General features: G+C 67.6%; 18 protein-coding genes. 5 read left to right on the top strand and 13 right to left on the bottom strand.

The window, feature by feature from the left end; translation table 11 throughout:
- Positions 1–9: 9 nt before the first annotated feature.
- Together ACFIMZ_RS26040 and ACFIMZ_RS26035 are read left to right on the top strand one after the other, a co-directional pair.
- Positions 10–363, top strand: coding sequence for a hypothetical protein (locus ACFIMZ_RS26040; RefSeq protein WP_431825154.1), 354 nt, complete (start codon positions 10–12; stop codon positions 361–363).
- Between the two features lie 101 nt (positions 364–464).
- On the top strand, positions 465–1,040 hold the full coding sequence (locus ACFIMZ_RS26035; RefSeq protein WP_431825153.1) for an NUDIX hydrolase: 576 nt from the start codon (positions 465–467) through the stop codon (positions 1,038–1,040).
- 63 nt (positions 1,041–1,103) lie between these two features.
- On the opposite strand, the gene ACFIMZ_RS26030 is transcribed toward ACFIMZ_RS26035, so the two are convergent.
- The 5 genes from ACFIMZ_RS26030 to ACFIMZ_RS26010 form a co-directional block, all read right to left on the bottom strand.
- Positions 1,104–1,448, bottom strand: coding sequence for a DUF3088 domain-containing protein (locus ACFIMZ_RS26030; protein ID WP_431825152.1), 345 nt, complete (start codon positions 1,446–1,448; stop codon positions 1,104–1,106).
- Between the two features lie 97 nt (positions 1,449–1,545).
- The gene (locus ACFIMZ_RS26025; protein WP_431825151.1) at positions 1,546–2,292 is read right to left on the bottom strand and encodes a hypothetical protein; all 747 of its coding nucleotides are present in this window, start codon (positions 2,290–2,292) and stop codon (positions 1,546–1,548) included.
- Positions 2,293–2,324: 32 nt separating this feature from the next.
- The gene (locus tag ACFIMZ_RS26020; protein ID WP_431825150.1) at positions 2,325–3,731 is read right to left on the bottom strand and encodes an alkaline phosphatase; all 1,407 of its coding nucleotides are present in this window, start codon (positions 3,729–3,731) and stop codon (positions 2,325–2,327) included.
- Between the two features lie 32 nt (positions 3,732–3,763).
- Positions 3,764–5,179 (bottom strand): alkaline phosphatase, encoded by a 1,416-nt coding sequence (locus tag ACFIMZ_RS26015; RefSeq protein ID WP_431825149.1) that lies wholly within the window; start codon positions 5,177–5,179, stop codon positions 3,764–3,766.
- A gap of 163 nt (positions 5,180–5,342) precedes the next feature.
- On the bottom strand, positions 5,343–5,921 hold the full coding sequence (locus ACFIMZ_RS26010; protein WP_431825148.1) for a class I SAM-dependent methyltransferase: 579 nt from the start codon (positions 5,919–5,921) through the stop codon (positions 5,343–5,345).
- Positions 5,922–6,371: 450 nt separating this feature from the next.
- Between ACFIMZ_RS26010 and mdtD the strand changes: the two genes are divergently transcribed.
- Entirely contained in the window at positions 6,372–7,775 is a 1,404-nt protein-coding gene (mdtD, locus tag ACFIMZ_RS26005; RefSeq protein WP_431825147.1) for a multidrug transporter subunit MdtD, read from the top strand.
- 11 nt (positions 7,776–7,786) lie between these two features.
- A complete protein-coding gene (locus ACFIMZ_RS26000; RefSeq protein ID WP_431825146.1) occupies positions 7,787–8,980 on the top strand; it encodes a tyrosine-type recombinase/integrase in 1,194 nt (397 codons plus the stop codon).
- A 1-nt stretch (position 8,981) separates the two neighbouring features.
- Here the strand turns inward: ACFIMZ_RS26000 and ACFIMZ_RS25995 are convergent, their stop codons facing one another.
- From ACFIMZ_RS25995 to ACFIMZ_RS25960, 8 genes are all read right to left on the bottom strand, one after another.
- Positions 8,982–9,779 carry a c-type cytochrome gene (locus tag ACFIMZ_RS25995; RefSeq protein ID WP_431825145.1) on the bottom strand — a complete coding sequence of 266 codons (798 nt, stop codon included), beginning with the start codon at positions 9,777–9,779 and terminating at the stop codon, positions 8,982–8,984.
- Positions 9,776–11,401 (bottom strand): cbb3-type cytochrome c oxidase subunit I, encoded by a 1,626-nt coding sequence (locus ACFIMZ_RS25990; protein ID WP_431825144.1) that lies wholly within the window; start codon positions 11,399–11,401, stop codon positions 9,776–9,778. Before ACFIMZ_RS25990 ends, ACFIMZ_RS25995 begins: the two co-directional genes overlap by 4 nt.
- Positions 11,391–11,960: a cytochrome C oxidase subunit II gene (locus ACFIMZ_RS25985; RefSeq protein ID WP_431825143.1), complete on the bottom strand. Its 570-nt coding sequence runs from the start codon at positions 11,958–11,960 to the stop codon at positions 11,391–11,393. Before ACFIMZ_RS25985 ends, ACFIMZ_RS25990 begins: the two co-directional genes overlap by 11 nt.
- A gap of 11 nt (positions 11,961–11,971) precedes the next feature.
- On the bottom strand, positions 11,972–12,151 hold the full coding sequence (locus ACFIMZ_RS25980) for a hypothetical protein (RefSeq protein WP_431825142.1): 180 nt from the start codon (positions 12,149–12,151) through the stop codon (positions 11,972–11,974).
- 10 nt (positions 12,152–12,161) lie between these two features.
- Positions 12,162–13,382: a c-type cytochrome gene (locus ACFIMZ_RS25975; protein ID WP_431825364.1), complete on the bottom strand. Its 1,221-nt coding sequence runs from the start codon at positions 13,380–13,382 to the stop codon at positions 12,162–12,164.
- Between the two features lie 67 nt (positions 13,383–13,449).
- Positions 13,450–14,166: a c-type cytochrome gene (locus ACFIMZ_RS25970; RefSeq protein WP_431825141.1), complete on the bottom strand. Its 717-nt coding sequence runs from the start codon at positions 14,164–14,166 to the stop codon at positions 13,450–13,452.
- A gap of 374 nt (positions 14,167–14,540) precedes the next feature.
- Entirely contained in the window at positions 14,541–15,698 is a 1,158-nt protein-coding gene (locus ACFIMZ_RS25965; protein WP_431825140.1) for a DUF1501 domain-containing protein, read from the bottom strand.
- Between the two features lie 3 nt (positions 15,699–15,701).
- Positions 15,702–17,096: a DUF1800 domain-containing protein gene (locus tag ACFIMZ_RS25960; RefSeq protein WP_431825139.1), complete on the bottom strand. Its 1,395-nt coding sequence runs from the start codon at positions 17,094–17,096 to the stop codon at positions 15,702–15,704.
- Positions 17,097–17,704: 608 nt separating this feature from the next.
- Between ACFIMZ_RS25960 and ACFIMZ_RS25955 the strand changes: the two genes are divergently transcribed.
- Positions 17,705–18,766 (top strand): extracellular catalytic domain type 2 short-chain-length polyhydroxyalkanoate depolymerase, encoded by a 1,062-nt coding sequence (locus ACFIMZ_RS25955; protein WP_431825138.1) that lies wholly within the window; start codon positions 17,705–17,707, stop codon positions 18,764–18,766.
- The last annotated feature ends 108 nt before the right edge of the window (positions 18,767–18,874 follow it).

The following is an 18,874-nucleotide window of genomic DNA, read 5'->3' as shown; positions in this document are numbered from 1 at the left end:
GCGGATCGTATGACGGGCAAGGTCTATATCGCCAACGTGAGCGCGTCGAGCGCGACTTACCTCGTGAACGACTCGCTCGTCAAGACGCCCGCGCGGCCGATGAACCCCGTGACGTATGCGCCGTATTTCGTCATCGTCACGCGGTCCCGTTACGGCGAGCCGCCGGGCACGTTCGGCATGGGGGAGAACAGGTTTTCCGCCGTGTTCAACGACACGATCCAACCCGAGCCCCGACGGACCGATTACACCATCCCGATTCCGGCAGGCTACTCGATCGACGACGACCTGATCCTGTACGTCTACCGGAACTCGGTGCTTTTGCTCACCAAACGGGGCGTCGTGATTCCGACCGAATCCGCTTGATCCAGGCAGGCGGCCAACGGTGCGATGCAAGCGGCACGACTGCATCGATCCAGACCCGAGGGAAGGCAGGCGCACTCCCTCATTTTCCGAGGAGCAACATCATGCAGGTCTATGCGGTGCTTTACACGGGAACGGGACGCTTCCTGCTTGGCTGGAAGCTCAAGAAGGGCTACTTCTTCTACAACTCCGCGACGCACGCCGGCAGTATTGTCCGGAACGGCCAGGCACTGAACGGCGCCGACAACTATGCGCTGCCCGGCGGCCGGCGCGAAGGCAGCGAAGCGATACGCGCGGGCGCCGCGCGCGAGTTTCAGGAGGAGACGGCGGTGGGCGTCGGCGGCTATCCGGCGGTCGACCACTCGTTCGGCAACGACTTCGGCGCCGGCTATTTCAAGGTGTCGGATACGCAGCTCGATACGATCTACCGCCAGATTCGCAACGTGAACCTGGTTGCGGCCGCCAATGCGTCGCTGGAAGTCGAACACGGCCAGATCACGCAATACAGCCAGATCCATCAGCGTTACCCCAACTCGCCGCAGGACAATGAGCTGGAAACCGTCTATGTGTGGAGCGCCCACGATCAGGCGAACTGGAACACCGTCCTGTCGTGGCAAGGCAGCAATACGCTGGGCTGGTATTACGACATCCTGATCTACTGGCGCAATTCGGTGTTGTGACCGTCGGCCGATTCCGTGCGGCACGCCACGCGTGATCAGCGTCGGCTTCGCGGCGATCCGCCGTCAATGCACCTTCGGAAAGCCATGCCGCTGCGCGAGCAGTTCGAGGATGCGGCGCGGGTCGGTGAAGTAGCGCACGTCGCCGAGCGCCAGCGCGTCCGGCGGCGCCGGCTGGCCGCGGCCGAGCACCAGCGCCGGCAGGCCCTGATGCGCGTCGTCGAGCGCGGCGATCACGTCGTGGCGCGGCCGCGCGAAGCCGACGCGCTTCACGTCGAGCGACGCGGCGCGCGCCGGGTCGCTCGCGAGCAACCCCTCGATCGACAGCCCGTGCGGACAGACGAAACGCTCACCCGGATGCTTCGGATCGCTGAAGCCCGGCTCCAGCAGAAACAGCACATCTCGACTCATCGTTGCATGCTCCCTGGTTCGGATCGGTTCGCACACGATACGACCGCCGACGGCGATTCCGAACCAAGCAATTCACCTATCGTTATGCCGCGATTCGTCAATCCAGGTAATCCGCGTACTCCTTGTGCGCGTAGGTTTCAAGCGTTTGCCACGGCAGGCCGTCGCCACGCGCGGCAGGAACCTGCGTCAACGTCAGCTTGCGCGCGACACGGCCGTCGGCGCTTCGATACTCGACCGTGAGCGGGGCCTGCAGCCGCTCGCTCCAAAGTATCCGGTTCACGCCACGCGCACCGGGCGTATCGATCGTCTGTTCGTACCAGCGGGTACCGGGCGCGTTGCCGGACCTCGCGACACCGAGCCGCTTCAGCTGCGACGGCGGCGTGATGTAGTACGCGTTGTCCCACGAGCCGTCGAAGCCGGTCGTTTCGTACTCCGCCGGCGGCACCCGCACGACGGTCCTGTCCGCCGCGTCGACATACTCGATCCGCACCGTCTTCCCGTCGTACGTCACGTGCCGCGCCGCAGCCTGGAAGTCGAAGTGCTTGTGTCCGGCATGCGTCGCGGCCTGCCGCACGCCACCGCGTCTCGCATCCGGGTGAACGTGACCAGGGTCGTGGCCGTGGTCGTCGTCGCGCCCGCCGCTTGCGGCCGCAACGGGACGCACGCGCTCGACCCAGACATGCCCGTCGCGCCGCACCATCCGTTCGCGATACGTCACGGTACGGGTCACGCCGTCCGCGGTCACCGTACTGCTTTCGTGCAGCAGCACGGCGTCAAGCTCGCCGGCCGCGAATGCGGGCGATACCGCGAACCAGCACGCGATCACACCGATGCTTCGTTTCATCGCTCGTCCCTGTCTGCCATGAAGCGCGTCGGTCAGAACCCGAACGCGGACCTCACGAGACCGAACACCTTCGTGTTGTCGATCGTGCCCTTGAACGCCTTCGCGCCCGCACCGTCGGCGAACAGCATCACGTCGCCGCCGCCGTGCGTCTCGGAGCCGGCGCTGCCCGTCCGCACGCCGACTTCCTGCAGATACGCGCTGTCGAGCGCCGTCGCCGAATCCACCGGCGCGCGCACGTTCGGACGGTTCGCGCCGTTGCCGAACACGAGCGTCGTGTACGTGTTGCCGTCCGCGTCCTTGCTCGGCTGGCCGTCGCGATAGCTGCGGCTGATGTCGAGGATCGGATTGCCGCGTTTCGAATAGCCGTTGATCGTCATCGTATGGTCATGGTCGGCCGTCACGACGATCAGCGTGTTCGACAAATCGACCTTCGACAGCGCGACGCGAATCGCGTCATCGAATGCAGCCGTGTCCTCGAGCGCACGCTTCGCGTTGGTGCCGTGCAGCGCATGGTCGATGCGGCCGCCTTCGACCATCAGGAAATAGCCGTTCGCATTCTTCGACAGCAGGTCGATCGCCTTCGACGTCATCTCGGCCAGGCTCGGTTGCGTCGCGCCCTCGCCTTTGCCCGCGACGCGATCGAGCTCATATTCGAGATGGCTCGTCGAACTGAAGAGACCGATCAGCTTGCCGCCACCTGCCTGCGCCAGCTGATCCTTCGTTGCGACGACCACGTAGCCTTTCGCCTTCATCTCGTCGAGCAGATTGCGCCCGTCCGCCCGCCCGCGCTTGTTGGCGGCGAGATCGAACGGCGTCCAGTGATTGCGGCCGCCGCCCATCAGCACGTCGACGCCGTCGCCAAGCGCCGCGTTGTAGCCGGCGCCGCCCGGCGCCGCCTGCGCGGCGATATCGAACTGCGCGTCGCGATGGCAAATGTGCGAATAGGTTGCGGCGGGCGTCGCGTGCGTGAGCTCGGTCGTCGTGATCGCGCCGACGGCCTTGCCGCGCGCCTTGGCCAGCTCCAGCAGCGTGGCGACCGGCTTGCCGTTGCCCGGCGCGCAGTTATTGACCGTCCGGTTGCCGTTCGCATCGGTGCCGGGCGCGACGGCGCGCGTGTCGGACGACATCGACAGCACTTCGTTGTTCATCTTGACGCCCGTCATGTACGCGGCCATTGACGGTGCGCTGTCCGTCGTCTGGGCATCGTTCGAAAAGGTCTTGACGCGCGCCGTGCGCGCGAGCTTTTCCATCGTCAGCTGCCCCGACTCGCCGACCTTGTAGATTCGGCTCGCCGTCACGGTCGTCGGCCCCATGCCGTCGCCGAGGAAGAAAATCACGTTCTGCGCCTGGCCGGCGGCATGCGCCGCCTGCCCCAGCGGGCCGCCCGCGAAACCCGCAGCGGCAAGCGTCGCCATTGCGATGCGCTTGATAGTCGACATCCTGTTTTCCCCTGTACCTGTAGAGACCGCGCTTACAGCTGCACCGCGCTGCGCACCAGCTCGAAGACCTTGTTGTTCTCGATCACGCCGTGAAAGTTGTCGGCGCCCCGGCCGATCGCACCGAGGAACACGTCGGTGCCGCCATGGGTTTCGCTGCCCTTGTCCATCCGCACGACCGCTTCCTGGCGGTAGTCGTTCGCGCCGGTCACCGCGTCGGTGAGGTTCGTGCCCGCGCGGCTGCCCTGCACGCGGTTCTCGCCGTTGCCGAAGCCGATGATCGTGTAAGGCGCGCCGTCGGCGTCCTTCGCGATCGAGCCCGTCTGATAGCTGCGCAGCACGCCGAGCACGCCCGGCTTGCCCGTTTCGGTCTTGCCGGTGCGCGCCGCGTAGCCGTTCAGCACCAGCGTGTGGTCGTGGTCGGCCGTCACGACGATCAACGTATTGCGCAGATCCGGGTCGGTCTTGCGTACCTTGTCGAGCGCCGCCTTGATCGCGTTGTCGAACGCGACCGTGTCCTGCAGCGCGCGCTTCGCGTTGGTGTCGTGCAGCGCGTGGTCGATGCGGCCGCCTTCGACCATCAGGAAATAGCCGTTCGCGTTCGTCTGCAGCACGTCGAGCGCACGCGTCGTCATGTCGGCGAGGCTCGGCTCCTTCGTCGCGGTGCGATCGAGGTCGTAGCTCATGTGACTCGACGCGAACAGGCCGACGAGCTTGCCGCTCTTCGTCGCGTCGGCGGCCAGCAGATCCTCGCGATTCCGCGCGACCGCGTAGCCCTTTGCCTTCAGTTCATCGAGCAGATTGCGGCCGTCGCTGCGCTTGCCGCCGCCGTCCTTCGGCGCGAAGAATTGGGAACCGCCGCCGAGCACGACGTCGACCCCGTCGCCGAGCGCGGCGTTGTAGCCCGAGCCGCCCGGCACGAGCTGCGCGGCGATGTCGTTTTCCGCGTCACGATGGCACACGTGCGCATAGGTCGCGGCAGGCGTCGCGTGGGTGACGCGCGTCGTCGTCACGACGCCCGTCGCCATGCCTTTGGCCTTCGCGATCTCGAGCAGCGTCGGCGCCGGCTTGCCGTTGTTCGCGCCGCAGTTGCCGGTGAGATTCGAGCTCGGCTCGAACGCCTTCGTATCGGGCGTCATCGAGATCACTTCGTTGTTGGTCTTCACGCCCGTCATGTACGCGGACATCGACGGCGCGCTGTCGGTCACCTGCGCATCGTTCGAGTAGGTCTTCACGAACGCGGTTTCGGGCAACGTATCGAGCGTCAGCTCGCCGTCCTCGCCGACCGCGTAGATCCTGGCGGCCGTCAGCGTCGTGAGGCCCATGCCGTCGCCAAGGAAAAAGATCACGTTGCGCGCGGCCGTCGCGCTCGTCGGCCCGTCGTCGCTGCCGCAGCCTGCCAGCACCAAGGCGCTTGCACACAGCAGCGCCGCCAGTCTCGTTCGCTTCATGTTTTCGGCTTCCCCTACCTGAATGCTTTCTGAATGAAAGGATGATAGGGGGCCAGTGTGACGCGACCGTGAATGCGATCTGGAAGGAAAAGAAGGATTGTTGAAAGATATCTGCCCCAAGCCGGGGCAAAGGGCCCGCGCCGGGTCGCGCTTCCGTGCGGTTCTAGCAGTCCTGCTTGCGCATCACGTCGATTCGCGCGGGCGGGATGTTTCTCCAGACGATAGGGCTCCGCGTGACGACGAAACCCGGGTATCGGGATGGACGGTAAGCCGGCGACCGCAAGTCGTAGGTGAACTGAATCATGACGCCGTCACCGGACAGCGCGCGGTGGCATTGCCCGACGATGGTCGACACCACCTGACGCGGCAGCGATCGCAGCGGCAGGCACGACACGATCGCGTCGACCCGGGTATCGGGCGGCAGCAAGCGATCGAGTTCCGCGGCGTCGCCGTGCGCGATCGTCACGCCAGGAAACCGCGCGTGCAGGTGTCGTGCGAACACGTGCGAGCGCTCGACCACCACGAGTCGCTCGGTGGCGATGCCGTGCTCCAGCAAAGCGCGCGTCACCGCGCCGGTTCCTCCGCCGAGCTCGATCACGAGCCCGTCGCCGGCCGGCACCGCGGACGCGATCTCGCAAGCGAGACGCGGCGAGCTGGGGCACAGCGCCCCCACCGCGGCGGGACGGTCGACCCATTCGCGCACGAACAGCGCGGACACGCGCCAGGCGTTCGGCCAGATCACTGGATGCCCTTGGCCGGCTTGACCTTCACCTTCGATGCGGGGCCCGTGCATCGGGCCAATGCCGTGCGAGCGGGAACGGCCAGGGCAAGCGCGATGAATGTCACTTTCATGGGAGTCCTCTGTGATGAACGGGTCGCGCGTCGGGAGGAGCGGCGATCAAGCGGATTCTAGGCAGCGCAGACTTAAGCCCACGTGAAGACGTCGAACAGCAACGGTTTGGCGACAGCCTCCCTCTCGAATGATAGCTTGCGACCGTGAGTCGACTTGCCCGGGTATGTCCGGAGAAATTGCCGCTTGCCGCCCGGCCGATCGAGCGCGCCAACCTTCAGACGTCTTCACGATGACCCTGCAACCCGCTAACATCGCTCGTGGCACGCTCTTCCGGCCACGCCGCCAAAAGCCGACAAAATGCTTTCAGATGGCGCGGCCGCGCGTCAAAGAATCCCCGTCATGACCCGCACCACATCACATCCCGCCCTGCTCTGGATCGTCGCGTCCGCATTCTTCATGCAGACGCTCGACACGACCATCGTCAACACCGCCTTGCCGTCGATTGCGCAAAGCCTGCACGCGTCGCCGCTCGCGATGCAGCCGGTGGTGGTCGTCTATACGCTGACGATGGCGATGCTCACGCCCGCGTCCGGCTGGCTCGCCGACCGCTTCGGCACGCGCCGCGTGCTGTCGGCCGCGATCGTGCTGTTCGTGCTCGGCTCGGTGTGCTGCGCGGCCGCCCGCAGCCTCGACCAGCTCGTCGTCGCGCGGGCGCTGCAGGGCGTCGGCGGCTCGATGCTGCTGCCGATCGGCAGGCTGTCGGTCCTGCGCGGCGTGCCCGGCGAACAGTACGTGTCGGCGCTCGCGTTCGTGTCGATCGGCGGGCAGCTCGGCCCGATCTTCGGGCCGACGCTGGGCGGCTGGCTGTCGGAGGCCGTGTCGTGGCACTGGATCTTCCTGATCAACGCCCCCGTCGGCGCGGTCGGCTTCGTCGCCGTGCAACGCTATCTGCGGCACGATCACGCGACGCAGCCGCCGCCGTTCGATTTCATCGGCTGCGCGCTGCTGTCGGCCGCGATGATCCTGCTGTCGCTCGCGGTCGATCCGCCCGCGCAAGCGCACCACGCCGCGTGGTCGGCGGGCTGCGCGGCGCTCGGCGTCGCCGCCGCGCTCGCCTACCTTCCGTACGCGCGCCGGCGCGCGCGGCCCTTGTTCAGGCTCGCGCTGTTCCACGAGCCGAACTTCGGCGCGGGGCTGCTCGGCAACCTGCTGTGCCGGATCGGCTCGAGCGCGGTGCCGTTCATGCTGCCGCTGCTGATGCAGGTGCAGCTCGGCTACACGCCGATGCGTTCGGGCCTGATGCTGCTGCCCGCCGCGATCGCGGGCGTGCTCGCGAAGAACCGGATCGCGCCGCTCGTGAAGCGCTACGGCTACCCGGCGTTCCTCGTCGTCAACACGGTGATCATCGGCGTGACCATCGCCGGGTTCGCGCTCGTGTCCGGGCAGTCGTCGCCGCTGCTGGAAGGCGCGCTGCTCGTCGTGTTCGGCGCGGCCAATTCGATGCAGTTCGCGGCGATGAACAGCGTGACGCTCAAGGATCTGTCGCACGCGGACGCCGCCAGCGGCAACAGCCTGTTCACGATGATGCAGATGCTCGCGATGGGGCTCGGCGTGTCGATCGGCGGCGGGCTCGTGAACCTGTTCGCCGCACGCCTGGGCTCGGCCGCGAGCGGGTTCATGCTGGCCTTCGTGTGCGTCGGCGCGATCACGCTGCTGTCCGCGTTCGTGTTCCGGCGGATCGGCCTGCCCGCGCCGCAGCGCGGACCCGCGAGCCGAATGCCGGGCGGCACGACGGCGGAATAGACCGGATTTCCATGACCACGCCCGTCCCCACCGATTCCGCGCTGCGCCCGCTGCCGATCGACGCGCTGACCGTGCCGGCCGCGCTCGACGGACGCGCCGGCGCCAACCGCTCGCGCGCGGGTCACGCGCAGATCGCCGCGACCAACGATCTCGACGCGGTGCGCGCCTGGCTCGCGCGCTTCGTCGACACGCCGACCACGTTCCAGAACTACCGGAAGGAAGCCGAGCGCCTGCTGCTGTGGGCCGTGATCGCGTGCGGCAAGCCGCTGTCGTCGCTCACGCACGAGGATCTGCTCGTCTACCGGCAGTTCCTGCTCGCGCCCGCGCCGGCCGACGTCTGGTGCGCGAGCGGCGGCCGCAAGCATCCGCGCGGCGATCCGCGCTGGCGGCCGTTCTACGGGCCGCTGTCGCCGGCCAGCCAGCGGCAGGCGATGGTGATCCTGAACGTGATGTTCGCGTGGCTCGTAGAGGCCGGCTACCTCGCCGGCAATCCGTTGTCGCTGTCGCGGCAGCGCATGCGCAAGCCCGCGCCGCGCGTCACGCGCCATCTCGGGCCCGCGCTGTGGCAGTCGGTCAAGGACGCGATCGACGCGATGCCGCGCGACGATGCGCGCGCGTGCTTTCACTACGACCGCGCGCGCTGGCTGTTTACGCTGCTGTATCTCGGCGGGCTGCGGATCACCGAAGCCGCCGACAACACGATGGGCGGGTTCTTCTGCCGGCGCGACGGCGAAGGGCGCGACCGCTGGTGGCTCGACGTGACCGGCAAGGGCGGCAAGCAGCGGCTCGTGCCGGCCACCGACGAGATGATGGCCGAGCTCGCGCGCTACCGGCGCGCGCATGAGCTGCCCGCGTTGCCGGGCCCCGACGAGGACACGCCGCTCGTGCTGCCGGTCGGCCACGCGCGCAAGCCGCTCACGCGCGCGGCGCTGCATGCGATCGTGAAAAGCGTATTCCGGCACGCGGCCGACCGGCTGCGCGCGCAAGGCGACGCGGGCGAACAGCAGGCGCGCGTGCTCGAACAGGCGTCCGCGCACTGGCTGCGGCACAGCGCGGGCTCGCACATGGCCGACGGCCGGCTCGACCTGCGCATCGTGCGCGACAACCTCGGCCACGTGTCGCTGACCACGACGAGCCAGTACCTGCACGCGGACGACGACGTGCGGCACCGGGAGACCGAGGAGAAGCACCGGATCGAGTGGTGACCTAGCGCGTCACGCCCGCATACCAGTCCGCCGCCGCCGCGATTTCGTCCGGCGTCATGTTGCGCGCGATGTTGCGCATCTGTTCGGACGTGTCGTTGCGACGCGCGCCGCTCGCGAAGTCGAGCAGCTGCGCTTTCGTATAGGCGGCCGGCAAGCCGTCGAGCCACGGGCTGCCCGTCTGGTGATCGATGCCGCCGTGGCACGCGGCGCAGGCCGGAACGTTGCGCAGCGGCGCGCCGCGCGCGACGATGTCCGGCGCGACCGCATCGCCCGTATGCGTCGATGCCGGACGCGGCAGCGATGCGTAGTACGCGGCCAGGTCGCGCATGTCCTGGTCGCTGAGCCCGCGCACCATCGGCGACATCACCGCGTTCTGCCGCGCGCCGCTCGCGAAATCCTGCATCTGCTTGTACACGGCGATCGCATACTGCCCGGCCAGGTTCGGCGAGTTCGCCTGGCTCATCCCCTTCTCGCCGTGGCACATCGTGCAGCGCAACGACAGCGTCGCGCCGCGGCCGATCGACAGCGGTGTCGCGTTCGCCAGCAATTGCGGCGTCACTTCGACGCGGCTGACCGGATAGGCGGGCGTCACCGCGCTGTCGCTGCCCGCGAGCCATTTGCGCGGCACGCCGGCGGCGCTGCAGATCGCGTTCCAGACGCCCCGGAACTGCGCGTCGGGCTGCGCCGACGGCAGCCATACGAACCCGATCGCCGCGGACACGAGCGCGACGCCGATCACGGCGCCGACGCTGACGCGGAACCACGGGTTGCGCAACGAGAACAGGCGTTCGTCGCTCATCGCCGCGCTCCGACCGCGATGGCGGGAACCGACGTGTCGTCGCGCGCCATCAGCTGCACGATCGGATAGCCGTAGTTGACGATCGTGAGGCCGATCATCAGCGTGAGCCACAGCGCGAAGCCGTTCAGCGCGACGGGCATGGCCGGCGTCTCGTGCACCGGCGTGCTGAAGCGGTACGCGTCGGGCTCGCTGCGCGGCGCGCGATGCCCCTGGACCAGCACGATGAAGAACAGCACCGCCGACGCGACGAGGATCAGCCCGCCGACCGCCGACAATGCGACCCACACCGCCTGCGCCGCGATCGCCGGATCGCCATAGTCGTAATAGGCCATCCGGCGGGGCATGCCGAGGATGCCGACCCAGTGCCACGGGAACGTCGTGACGATCATGCCGATGAACCACAGCCACAGCTGCCAGCGCATCAGGCGCCGGTTGGTCAGCGCGCGCCCGGTCAGGTGCGGCCACAGGTCGTACGCGATCGCGAAGTACATCGTGACGATCGCCCCCGCGAAGATCAGGTGGAAATGCCCGGTGATCCACTGCGTGTTGTGAACCGTCGCGTCGAGCTGGTAGCTCATGTTGATCAGGCCGCCGGCGCCGCCGAAGCCGAGCATCACGAACGAGAACGCCAGCGCGAGCATCTGCGGGTTGTCCCACGGCAGCGCCTTGAGCCAGCCGAACGCGCCCTTGCCGCCGCGCAGCCGCGCGGCGATCTCGACCGATGCGCTGATCGTGAACACCGTGAGCAGCGTCGGCACCGCGACCAGCGACGTGAACACCGACTGCAGGAACTTGAAGCCCGCGCCGACCTGCGGATCGACGAACAGGTGATGCAGGCCGATCGGCATCGACACGACGAGGAACAGGATGAACGAGATGCGCGCCATCGCGTCGCTGTACAGCCGCCCGCCGATCGCGCGCGGAATGATCGTGTAGTACGCGATATACGCGGGCATCAGCCAGAAATAGACGATCGCGTGCAGCGTCCACGAGAAGAAGATGCGGGCGAGCCCCGCGTCGATGGTCGTCCTGAGGCCCAGCGCCACCGGCAGGATCTGGAAGATCACCTCGAGCGCCGCGCCCACCGCGGTCCAGCCCCACAGGTACGCGCCCGCGACGCTCGCGAACATCGCGAGCGGCACCGTCTCGCCGCGATGGTCGCGCTTCCACGCGGCAAGATTGATCGACATCAGCGCGACCCACACCCACGAGCCGACCACGACCAGCACGACGCCGATGTAATAGAACACGTTGCCGATCATCGGCGGATAGAACGTATACAGCACCGACGCACGCCCCATCGCGACCGGCACGCTCGCCGCCACCGCACCGAGCGCGACCAGCGCGAGCCCGCCCCACGCCCAGCGCGCGCCGACCAGCGGGCGCTTGAGCGCCAGCTCGGTCACCGCGTAGCCGAACCCCATCGCGATCAGCGTCGGAAACACGTAGCCCATCACCGTGCCGTGCTCGGTCACGGACCGGTAATAGAGCTCGGGATCGCGCAGCCAGGCATGCAGCGGACTGCGCACGATCATCTGCCACGCGCCGAGCGGCAGCGCGACGCCGAACGTGATGAACGCGAGCCAGAAATGCGCGAGCACGAGGCGTTTGCTATTTAACACAGCTCAGTCTCCGCGATTGGGCGGCCAACTGCTGGAACGCGGCCTTGTCGATGACTTTCACGTGCGCCCACATGCCCTGGTGGCCGGTGCCGCAATATTCGTGGCACGGCATCAGGTGATCGGCGGGTTCGGCAAAGCGCGTGCGGAACGTCGCGATGTAGCCGGGCTCCACCATCGAGTTGATGTTCGTGTCGGTCACGAGGAACCCGTGCACGACGTCCGCGCTCGTCGCGCGGAACGTGATCGGCGTGTCGGCCGGCACCAGCACGCACTGCGGCGTGAACGAGTACTGCTGCGCGACGATGCGCACCGTCACCGAGCCGTCCGGCTCGAGCGCGCTGCCGAGATTGCTTTCGACGAACTCGCCGGCCACGTGCAGCGACTCCGGCCGGATCGTCTCGACGCGCGACGGCGGCATCATCGCCCAATGCAGGCCGGTGAAGATCACCACGCACACGAACACCACGACGATGCCCAGCATCACGGCCGCCCAGCGCCGCTCGACGCGGGCGGCGACGTCGGCGGAGTCCGGCGGGTTCTGAACGGATGAATTCGCCATGACGATCCGCGTTACTGGATGACGCCGCGCGGCAGGAACACCAGGAAATAGAACGCGAACCAGAGCGCGACGACGATCGCCGTCGCGGTGCCGGCCAGCGCGAGCGCGCCGCGCGGGCCGCGCCGCACGATCTCGTCGACGCGTTCGCTTTCCTGATCGGGAGCGCCGTCGTGCGACGCGGGTGAATGCATGATCGTGTCCTCAGAAGATCGGCGCCGAGCGCAGCGCGTTGACTTCCTTCGCGCTGACCGGCTTGCCGTGGTTGCCCCATGCGGTGCGGATGTAGGTGACGACCGCCGCGACCTCCTCGTCCGACAGCAACTGCGCGAACGGCGGCATGCCATACGGCATCGGGTTCTTGCGCGTGCCCGGCGCGTAGCCGCCGTTCAGCACCATGCGGATCGGATTCACCGCGGACGTCATCTGGATCGACTGGTTGTTCGCGAGCGGCGGGAAATGCGGCGGCATGCCCTGCCCTTCCTTCGCGTGGCACAGCGCGCATTGCGCTTCGTAGATCTTCCTGCCGAGCGGCGCGAGACGGTTGGTCTCCTCGGTCACGAGCGGCGGCGGCGTCCCCGTGTCGGCCTCGCCGGAGCGGCCGGGCAGCGATTTCAGGTAGACCGCGACCGCGCGCACGTCGTCCTCGTTCAGGTACTGGAAGCTGTCGTAGACGACTTCCGCCATCGGGCCGTACACCGCGCCCCGATTCGACACGCCCGCATTCAGCAGGTCGACGATGTCGCCGATGCTCCATTCGCCGAGCCCGGCCTCGCGGTTCGACGTCAGCGACGGCGCATACCAGTCCTGCAGCGGAATCAGGCCGCCCTGGTACTCCTTCGAGCGCGTGTTGCCGCCGAGCGCGTTGATCTCGGTGTGGCACATCGTGCAATGGCCGAGCCCTTCGACCAGGTAGGCGCCGCGATTCCATTCGGCGGATTGCGCGGGATCGGGCTTGAACTCGCCCTCGCGGAAGTACAGCGTGCGCCAGCCGAGCAGCAGCTGGCGCTGGTTGAACGGGAAGCGCAGCTCGTGCGGCCGGTTCGGCAGGCGGATCGGCGGCGTCGACAGCAGGTACGCGAAGATCGCGTCGGAATCGGCCCGCGTCACCTTCGTGTATGACCCGAACGGCATTGCCGGATACAGATACGAGCCGTCGCGCGACTTGCCTTCGTGCATCACGCGATAGAAGTCGTCCGCGCTCCAGCCGCCGATGCCCGTTTCCTTGTCCGACGAAATGTTCGACGAATACAGCGTGCCGAACGGCGTCTGCATCGGCCGGCCGCCGCCGAACAGCTTGCCCGCCGGCACCGTGTGGCACGCGACGCAGTCGCCGGCGCGGGCCAGGTACTCGCCGCGCGCGAGCCGTTGCGCGTGGTCGGTCGGCACCGCGGAATCCGCGGCTTGCGCACCAGCCAGCGACATCGTGACGCCGGCCAGCAGGATCGCGAACGTGGCGAGGAATCGCGGGCGGGTCACGGCGCGTCTCCGGCTAGTTGGACACGCTGCCGCAGGCGAGCGGCAACCTCGAGCGGTCTTCGGCGGCCGGCGCCGGGTTCGCCGGCGCAGGTTGTGCGGCGAGCCACGCGGCGACCGCGGTGATGTCGCGCTCGGAGAGCCGCGTCGCGATGTCGTGCATGCAATCCGGCGCCGACGCCCGCCGCGTGCCGTAGCGCCACGCGCCGAGCTGCGCGCTGATGTACGTCGCGTGCAGCCCGACCAGCCCGGGGATCGCGGGCGCCATGCCGGTCAGCTCGCGGCCGTGGCACGTCGCGCATGCGGGCACGCCGCGCGCACGCTCGCCGTCGATGACGAGCGCCTGGCCGTGCGCGAGCGTCTGCGCATCGACGGCGGGCGCCGCGGGCGGCGGAAACGGCGGATGCTGCGCAGCGAAATAGTCGGCGATCTGGCGCAGGTACGCGTCGGGCAGGTACGCGAGCAGGTAGTTCATCGGCGGATACTTGCGCCCGCCGTCGCGAAACGCGCGCAGTTGCCGGTACAGGTAGCCGGCAGGCTTGCCGGCGAGCCGCGGGAAGTAGTCGTTGTCGGTGCCTTCTCCGTGCGCGCCGTGGCAGGCGGCGCAGCCCATCACGCGCGCCTCCATCGTATCCGGCGCCGGGGCGGTGGCCGGACCTGCCGCCCACGCCGGCGCGCTCCATCGCAGGCAAGGCACGATCAATACGGCGATGAGCAGGGCCATGCGAACCATCACCGGCGTCCTCGTTCGGCTCGTCGTGGAAGCAACAACGTCACGCTGGACGATCATGCGCGCGGCACGCCGGCATGATCGCGGCACCCGTCGTCGCCGTCATCCAGCGGGGACAGAAGCGGGTGCGCAGTGTGTATAACACTAGAGCCTAATCGGGGCCTTTTCAAGGAAGCGGTTCGGGAGCGGCGCGCGGCCGGCCCGGATGGCACGACCGTCAGCGTTCGAATTCCGGCGCCCCCAATCCGCCTTTGCCGCGGCACGTCTTCCGGGTATTGCCGGCCCGCCGGCAATACCCTTTCGCCCGGTGGTAGCCAGGCGCGGGCTGCGGCGACATGACTTCGACGACGGCCGCGAGCGCGCCGGTACGCGCCGCGTCATGCGGATTCGCGCAGCAGGCCCGTGATCGGCCGCGGCGCGGCGCCTTGCGCGAACAGCACCGACGCGGTGCGCGCAGGGTCGAGCCGCAGGCTTTCCGCCGCGGCGCCCGCGATCAGTGCGTCGAGCGATGCGGTCGGCTTCAGGTCGCGGCCTTCGTACAGATCGCCCGGACCCAGCCCCGGCCAGTCGGCGAGCACGCGCCCGCCCGCCACCGCGCCGCCCGCGAGCATCGCGACCGACGCCTGGCCGTGATCGGTGCCGCCCGTGCCGTTCGCGGCGGCCGTGCGGCCGAACTCCGTCGCCACCAGCACGGTGGTCTGCCGCCACGCCGGCCCGAGGCCGTCGCGCAGCGCCGCGAGCAACGTGTCGAGCGCCTTCAGCTGGTTGGCGAGCCGCGCGTTCTGCGCGCTGTGCGTATCCCAGCCACCGGTTTCGATCATCGCGATCCGCGGACCGTCGTCGCGCGCGAGGAACGTCGCGGCCAGCCGGCCGACGCTCGCCGGGTCCTGCCGCGCGCCGGCGTCGCCCGCGAGACCGCGCGCGGCCATCGCCGCCTGCCATAACGGGCCGAGCTGCGGGTCCACGTCGTATAGCGACGACACGCGCGTCAGCAGGTCGTCCGGCGCGGCGGGCAGCCCCGACGGCGCGTACGACGCCGCCTGCACCGCTCCGCGCAACGCGAGCGGCACGGTCGGCGCAAGCGCGAGCGCCCGTTCGCGAGTGGCCGGCAGCATCCCCGCGAGCCGGTTGAGCCAGCCGTCCTTCACCTGGTACGGCGCGCGGCCGCCCGTCTCGAGCACGTTCTGGCCGTCGAAGTGCGAGCGGTCGCGATACGGCGACGCGATCGCGTGGACGAACAGCGCCTGTCCGTCGCGGTACATCTGCGCGGTCTGCGCGAGCGACGGATGCAGCGCGAACGTGCCGTCGAGCCGCGTCGCCGCCGATGCGTCGATCGCCAGCGCGCCGCGCAATCCCGCGTACGCGGGCTCCGCATACGGCACGACGATGTTGAGACCGTCGGCCGCGCCGCGCTGGATCACGAACACGAAACGCCGGTCGGTCGCGACGTTCGCGAAGACGATCTGCGGCGCGACGAGGATCGCGCCGGCGCCGGCGGCGGCAACGTTGAGGAAGCGGCGGCGGGACAAGGCCATGTTCTATCTCCGTTGGAAGTCGGGCGACACGATCAGCAGCGCGAGCGCGGTGGTCACGCTTTCGGCGCGCGACAGCGCGGTCGCGGTCGGGGTGCTCATCGAGCCGGCGAGCAGCGTGTTGCCCAGCGTGCGTGGGTCGAGGCCGTCGCCGGTGCGCGCGGCGAGGCGCTGTGCGATCTCGACGCGGCGCACGAGTGCATCGGGCGCGGCCCAGCCGGCCGCGACGTCGTCGTAGCCGGCAGGTGATCCGGGCCGCCATATCGGCTGGCCGAGCTGCGTCATCATCGGTGCGGGTTTCAGGTCGCCTGCATCGCGCCAGCCGAGCCCGCGCAGCGATGACACCGCCCACTCCCACGGCGTCTTGAACTTGCGGTTGACGGGCGACCACGCGTCGGCGGCGTCGATGAGTGCGCGATAGACGGTCGGCAGGTCGCCGCCGCTTGAGTCGAATGCGTGAGCGAGCCGTTCGGTGAGCGCGGGCGGCGGAGTGTCGGCGACGAAATGACGGGCGAGCTGGAATGCGATGTGCCGGCTGGTCGCGGGCGCATGCGCGAGGTCCTGCAGGATCGCGCGCGCCTGGGCTTCGCCCGGCTGGTCGTAGGTGCGGCCCATTACGGTGCGCGCGCCGGGTTCGTGCAGCTTCGGACGGAATACGAATGCGCCGGGTGCGGCGTCGCCGGGCTGCGGGCCGCGACCGCCGGCAATGCTCCAGCCGGTCAGCGCGCGCGCGAATTCGGTGACGTCGTTCTGTGTGTAGCCGGTCCGCACGCCGAGCGTGTGGAGCTCCATGATCTCGCGTGCGAGGTTTTCGTTGAGCCCGCGTCGGTTCGTGGGGTTGCGTGCTTCGGCACGGAGTGCCGCCGGACTGTCGGGGCCGACCGAGCGCGCCTGGTCGAGAAACAACTGCATCGCCGGGTGCTGCTCGACGGCGACGAGCATGTCCTCGAAGCGGCCGAGCACGTGCGGGCGGATTGCGTCGCGCTCGAATGCGCCGGCATAGGCGGATACGGGGCCTTTGTCGATCGAAACCGCGAAATGGTTCGACCAGAAGTGGACGAGGCGTTCGATGAACGGCGCGGGTGTGGTCAGCGCGCTGGTCACGCGCGCGGAGACGGCGCTGCGATAGGCGTCGTAGCCGGCGCGGCGGATCGACTGTTCGGTCGCGCGTTTGGTGGCCGGGTCGTTGGCGGTCATCGCGTCGCGCGCACCGGCGAAGCGGGTGGCGAGCGCGACGGCGTCGGGTTCGCCGGCCCATGCGGCCGGCAACGCTTCGTAGCGGGAAAACTGCGCAAGCAGCGACGCTTTCGGGTCGGCGGGCAACGGGTCGTCGGCGCGCGCGCCGAGACCGAAGCGGTTCAGTGCAATGGCGGCCGGGGTAGCGTCGTTGGGGTGGTCCATGACGGGAGTCTCGCGGTGCGTACCCATGTTTAACGGTGGGTGGCCGGAAATCCGTCGTGCGCCAACAGGTTTTTTTGTTGCTCGCAGGTCGGCGGTGGTGTCGCCCGAGCCCCGATGCCGTTTGGCCGGCTCGGCAGAAACTTGAAAAGCGCAAGAAATAAAAATGTCAGTATTTGCGGCCTGCTTATCAATGGTGCATCATTTTTTCAATGCCGCCATAAATGATGATCCGGCACATATAGACCGCAAACGTTTCAATTACTCATCATGCGCAAGACATGTGCCCAAAACCATCTTCGCCCCACCCGGGAAAATACCAACCATATTGACCAAACGCAGCCACTAATCTTAATTCCAATCACGGAATCCTCAGAATAAGAGACTTTAGCCGGACCACTGAACTGCCGCCCCATGGTGCCTATTTGGGCGGCGTCGTTCGCTCCTCAAGCGACGCCCCTCTTGCGTGCCCGCTCCCGTGAACTTGCGCGCCTGTTGATTGCGCGGCTTTCCGCGAAAGAGCCAAACACCCAGTGACGTGTTGAGGCGATGTCACGCCCCATCAGCCCACGCCGTGCGTGGATGTGTCACATCACCCAAGGAAGCGAGACATGTCGCATTGCACAGTCTTTCGGCGGGCCTTGTGTATAGGCGGTCTGGTCGCGGGTTTGGCTCAGTCCGTGCCGCTCGGCGCTCAAGTTGCCAAGCTGCCCGCGTTCAACGTCGATATCAAGCAAACGTCGGTTTCGGGCCTGTCTTCAGGTGGATTCATGGCGGTTCAATTCGACGTTGCCTACTCGTCGGTCGTGAAAGGCGCAGGCATCATCGCCGGTGGCCCCTACGCGTGTTCCCAGGGAAGCCTGGTCATCGCCATGATTGCCTGCATGAATGCCTTCATGCCGACCGACATTCCCACCCTGATCCGGATAACGGACGCGAATGCGCGCAGCCAGGCGATCGATTCGACCGCCAATCTGGCCAACCAGAAGATCTGGATGTTCTCGGGCAGTCAGGATTCAGTCGTCAAGCAGTCCGTGATGAACGACCTGCAGACCTATTATCGGCACTTCATCGGTGCATCCAATATCAAGTTCGTCAAGAATGTCCCGGCCGAACATGCGATGCCCACGGATTTCTTTGGGAATACCTGTAATTTCAAGGGCAATCCGTTCATTAACAACTGCCACTTCGACGCATCGGGCGAGTTGCTGAAGTGGATCTACGGCCCCCTGAATCCCAGGAACACCGGCAGCCTCGACGATCAACGCTTTATCGAGTTTGACCAGAGCGAGTTCATCGACACCCCCCGTCAGCACAGCATGGCCGATACGGGCTGGATCTACGTGCCCGCCAATTGCGCCAACGGGCAAGCTTGCAGGCTGCACGTCGTGTTCCACGGGTGCTTGCAGTACCCCACCTTTTCGGAAGGCGGAACCACTTTCGGCACGACGTACGTCAGGAATACCGGCTACAACCGGTGGGCGGATACCAACAACATCATCGTGCTCTACCCACAGCTGTTTGTCGGCCAAGGCGATCCGGAGACGTTGAACAATCCCAATGGTTGCTGGGACTGGTTTGCTTACGACGATCCGAACTTTGCCACCAAGACGGGAAATCAGATGAAAGCCGTCAAGGCGATGATCGACAGAATCGCGAGCGGAGCACATTAAGCGCAGCCAACCAACACAAGTCATCCACGGCAAGCGCTCCGGGCGCCTCCCGAATCCGGCAAGTCGCAAAGCGCAAGTCAGTTCCCGCGGGACATCAGCGATGGCTCG

Origin of the sequence: Burkholderia sp. F1, assembly GCF_050813845.1 — a bacterium.
Lineage (GTDB): Bacteria > Pseudomonadota > Gammaproteobacteria > Burkholderiales > Burkholderiaceae > Burkholderia > Burkholderia ubonensis.
Note: the sequence above shows the minus strand (reverse complement) of the source record. Positions and strands in the feature narration are given on the sequence as shown.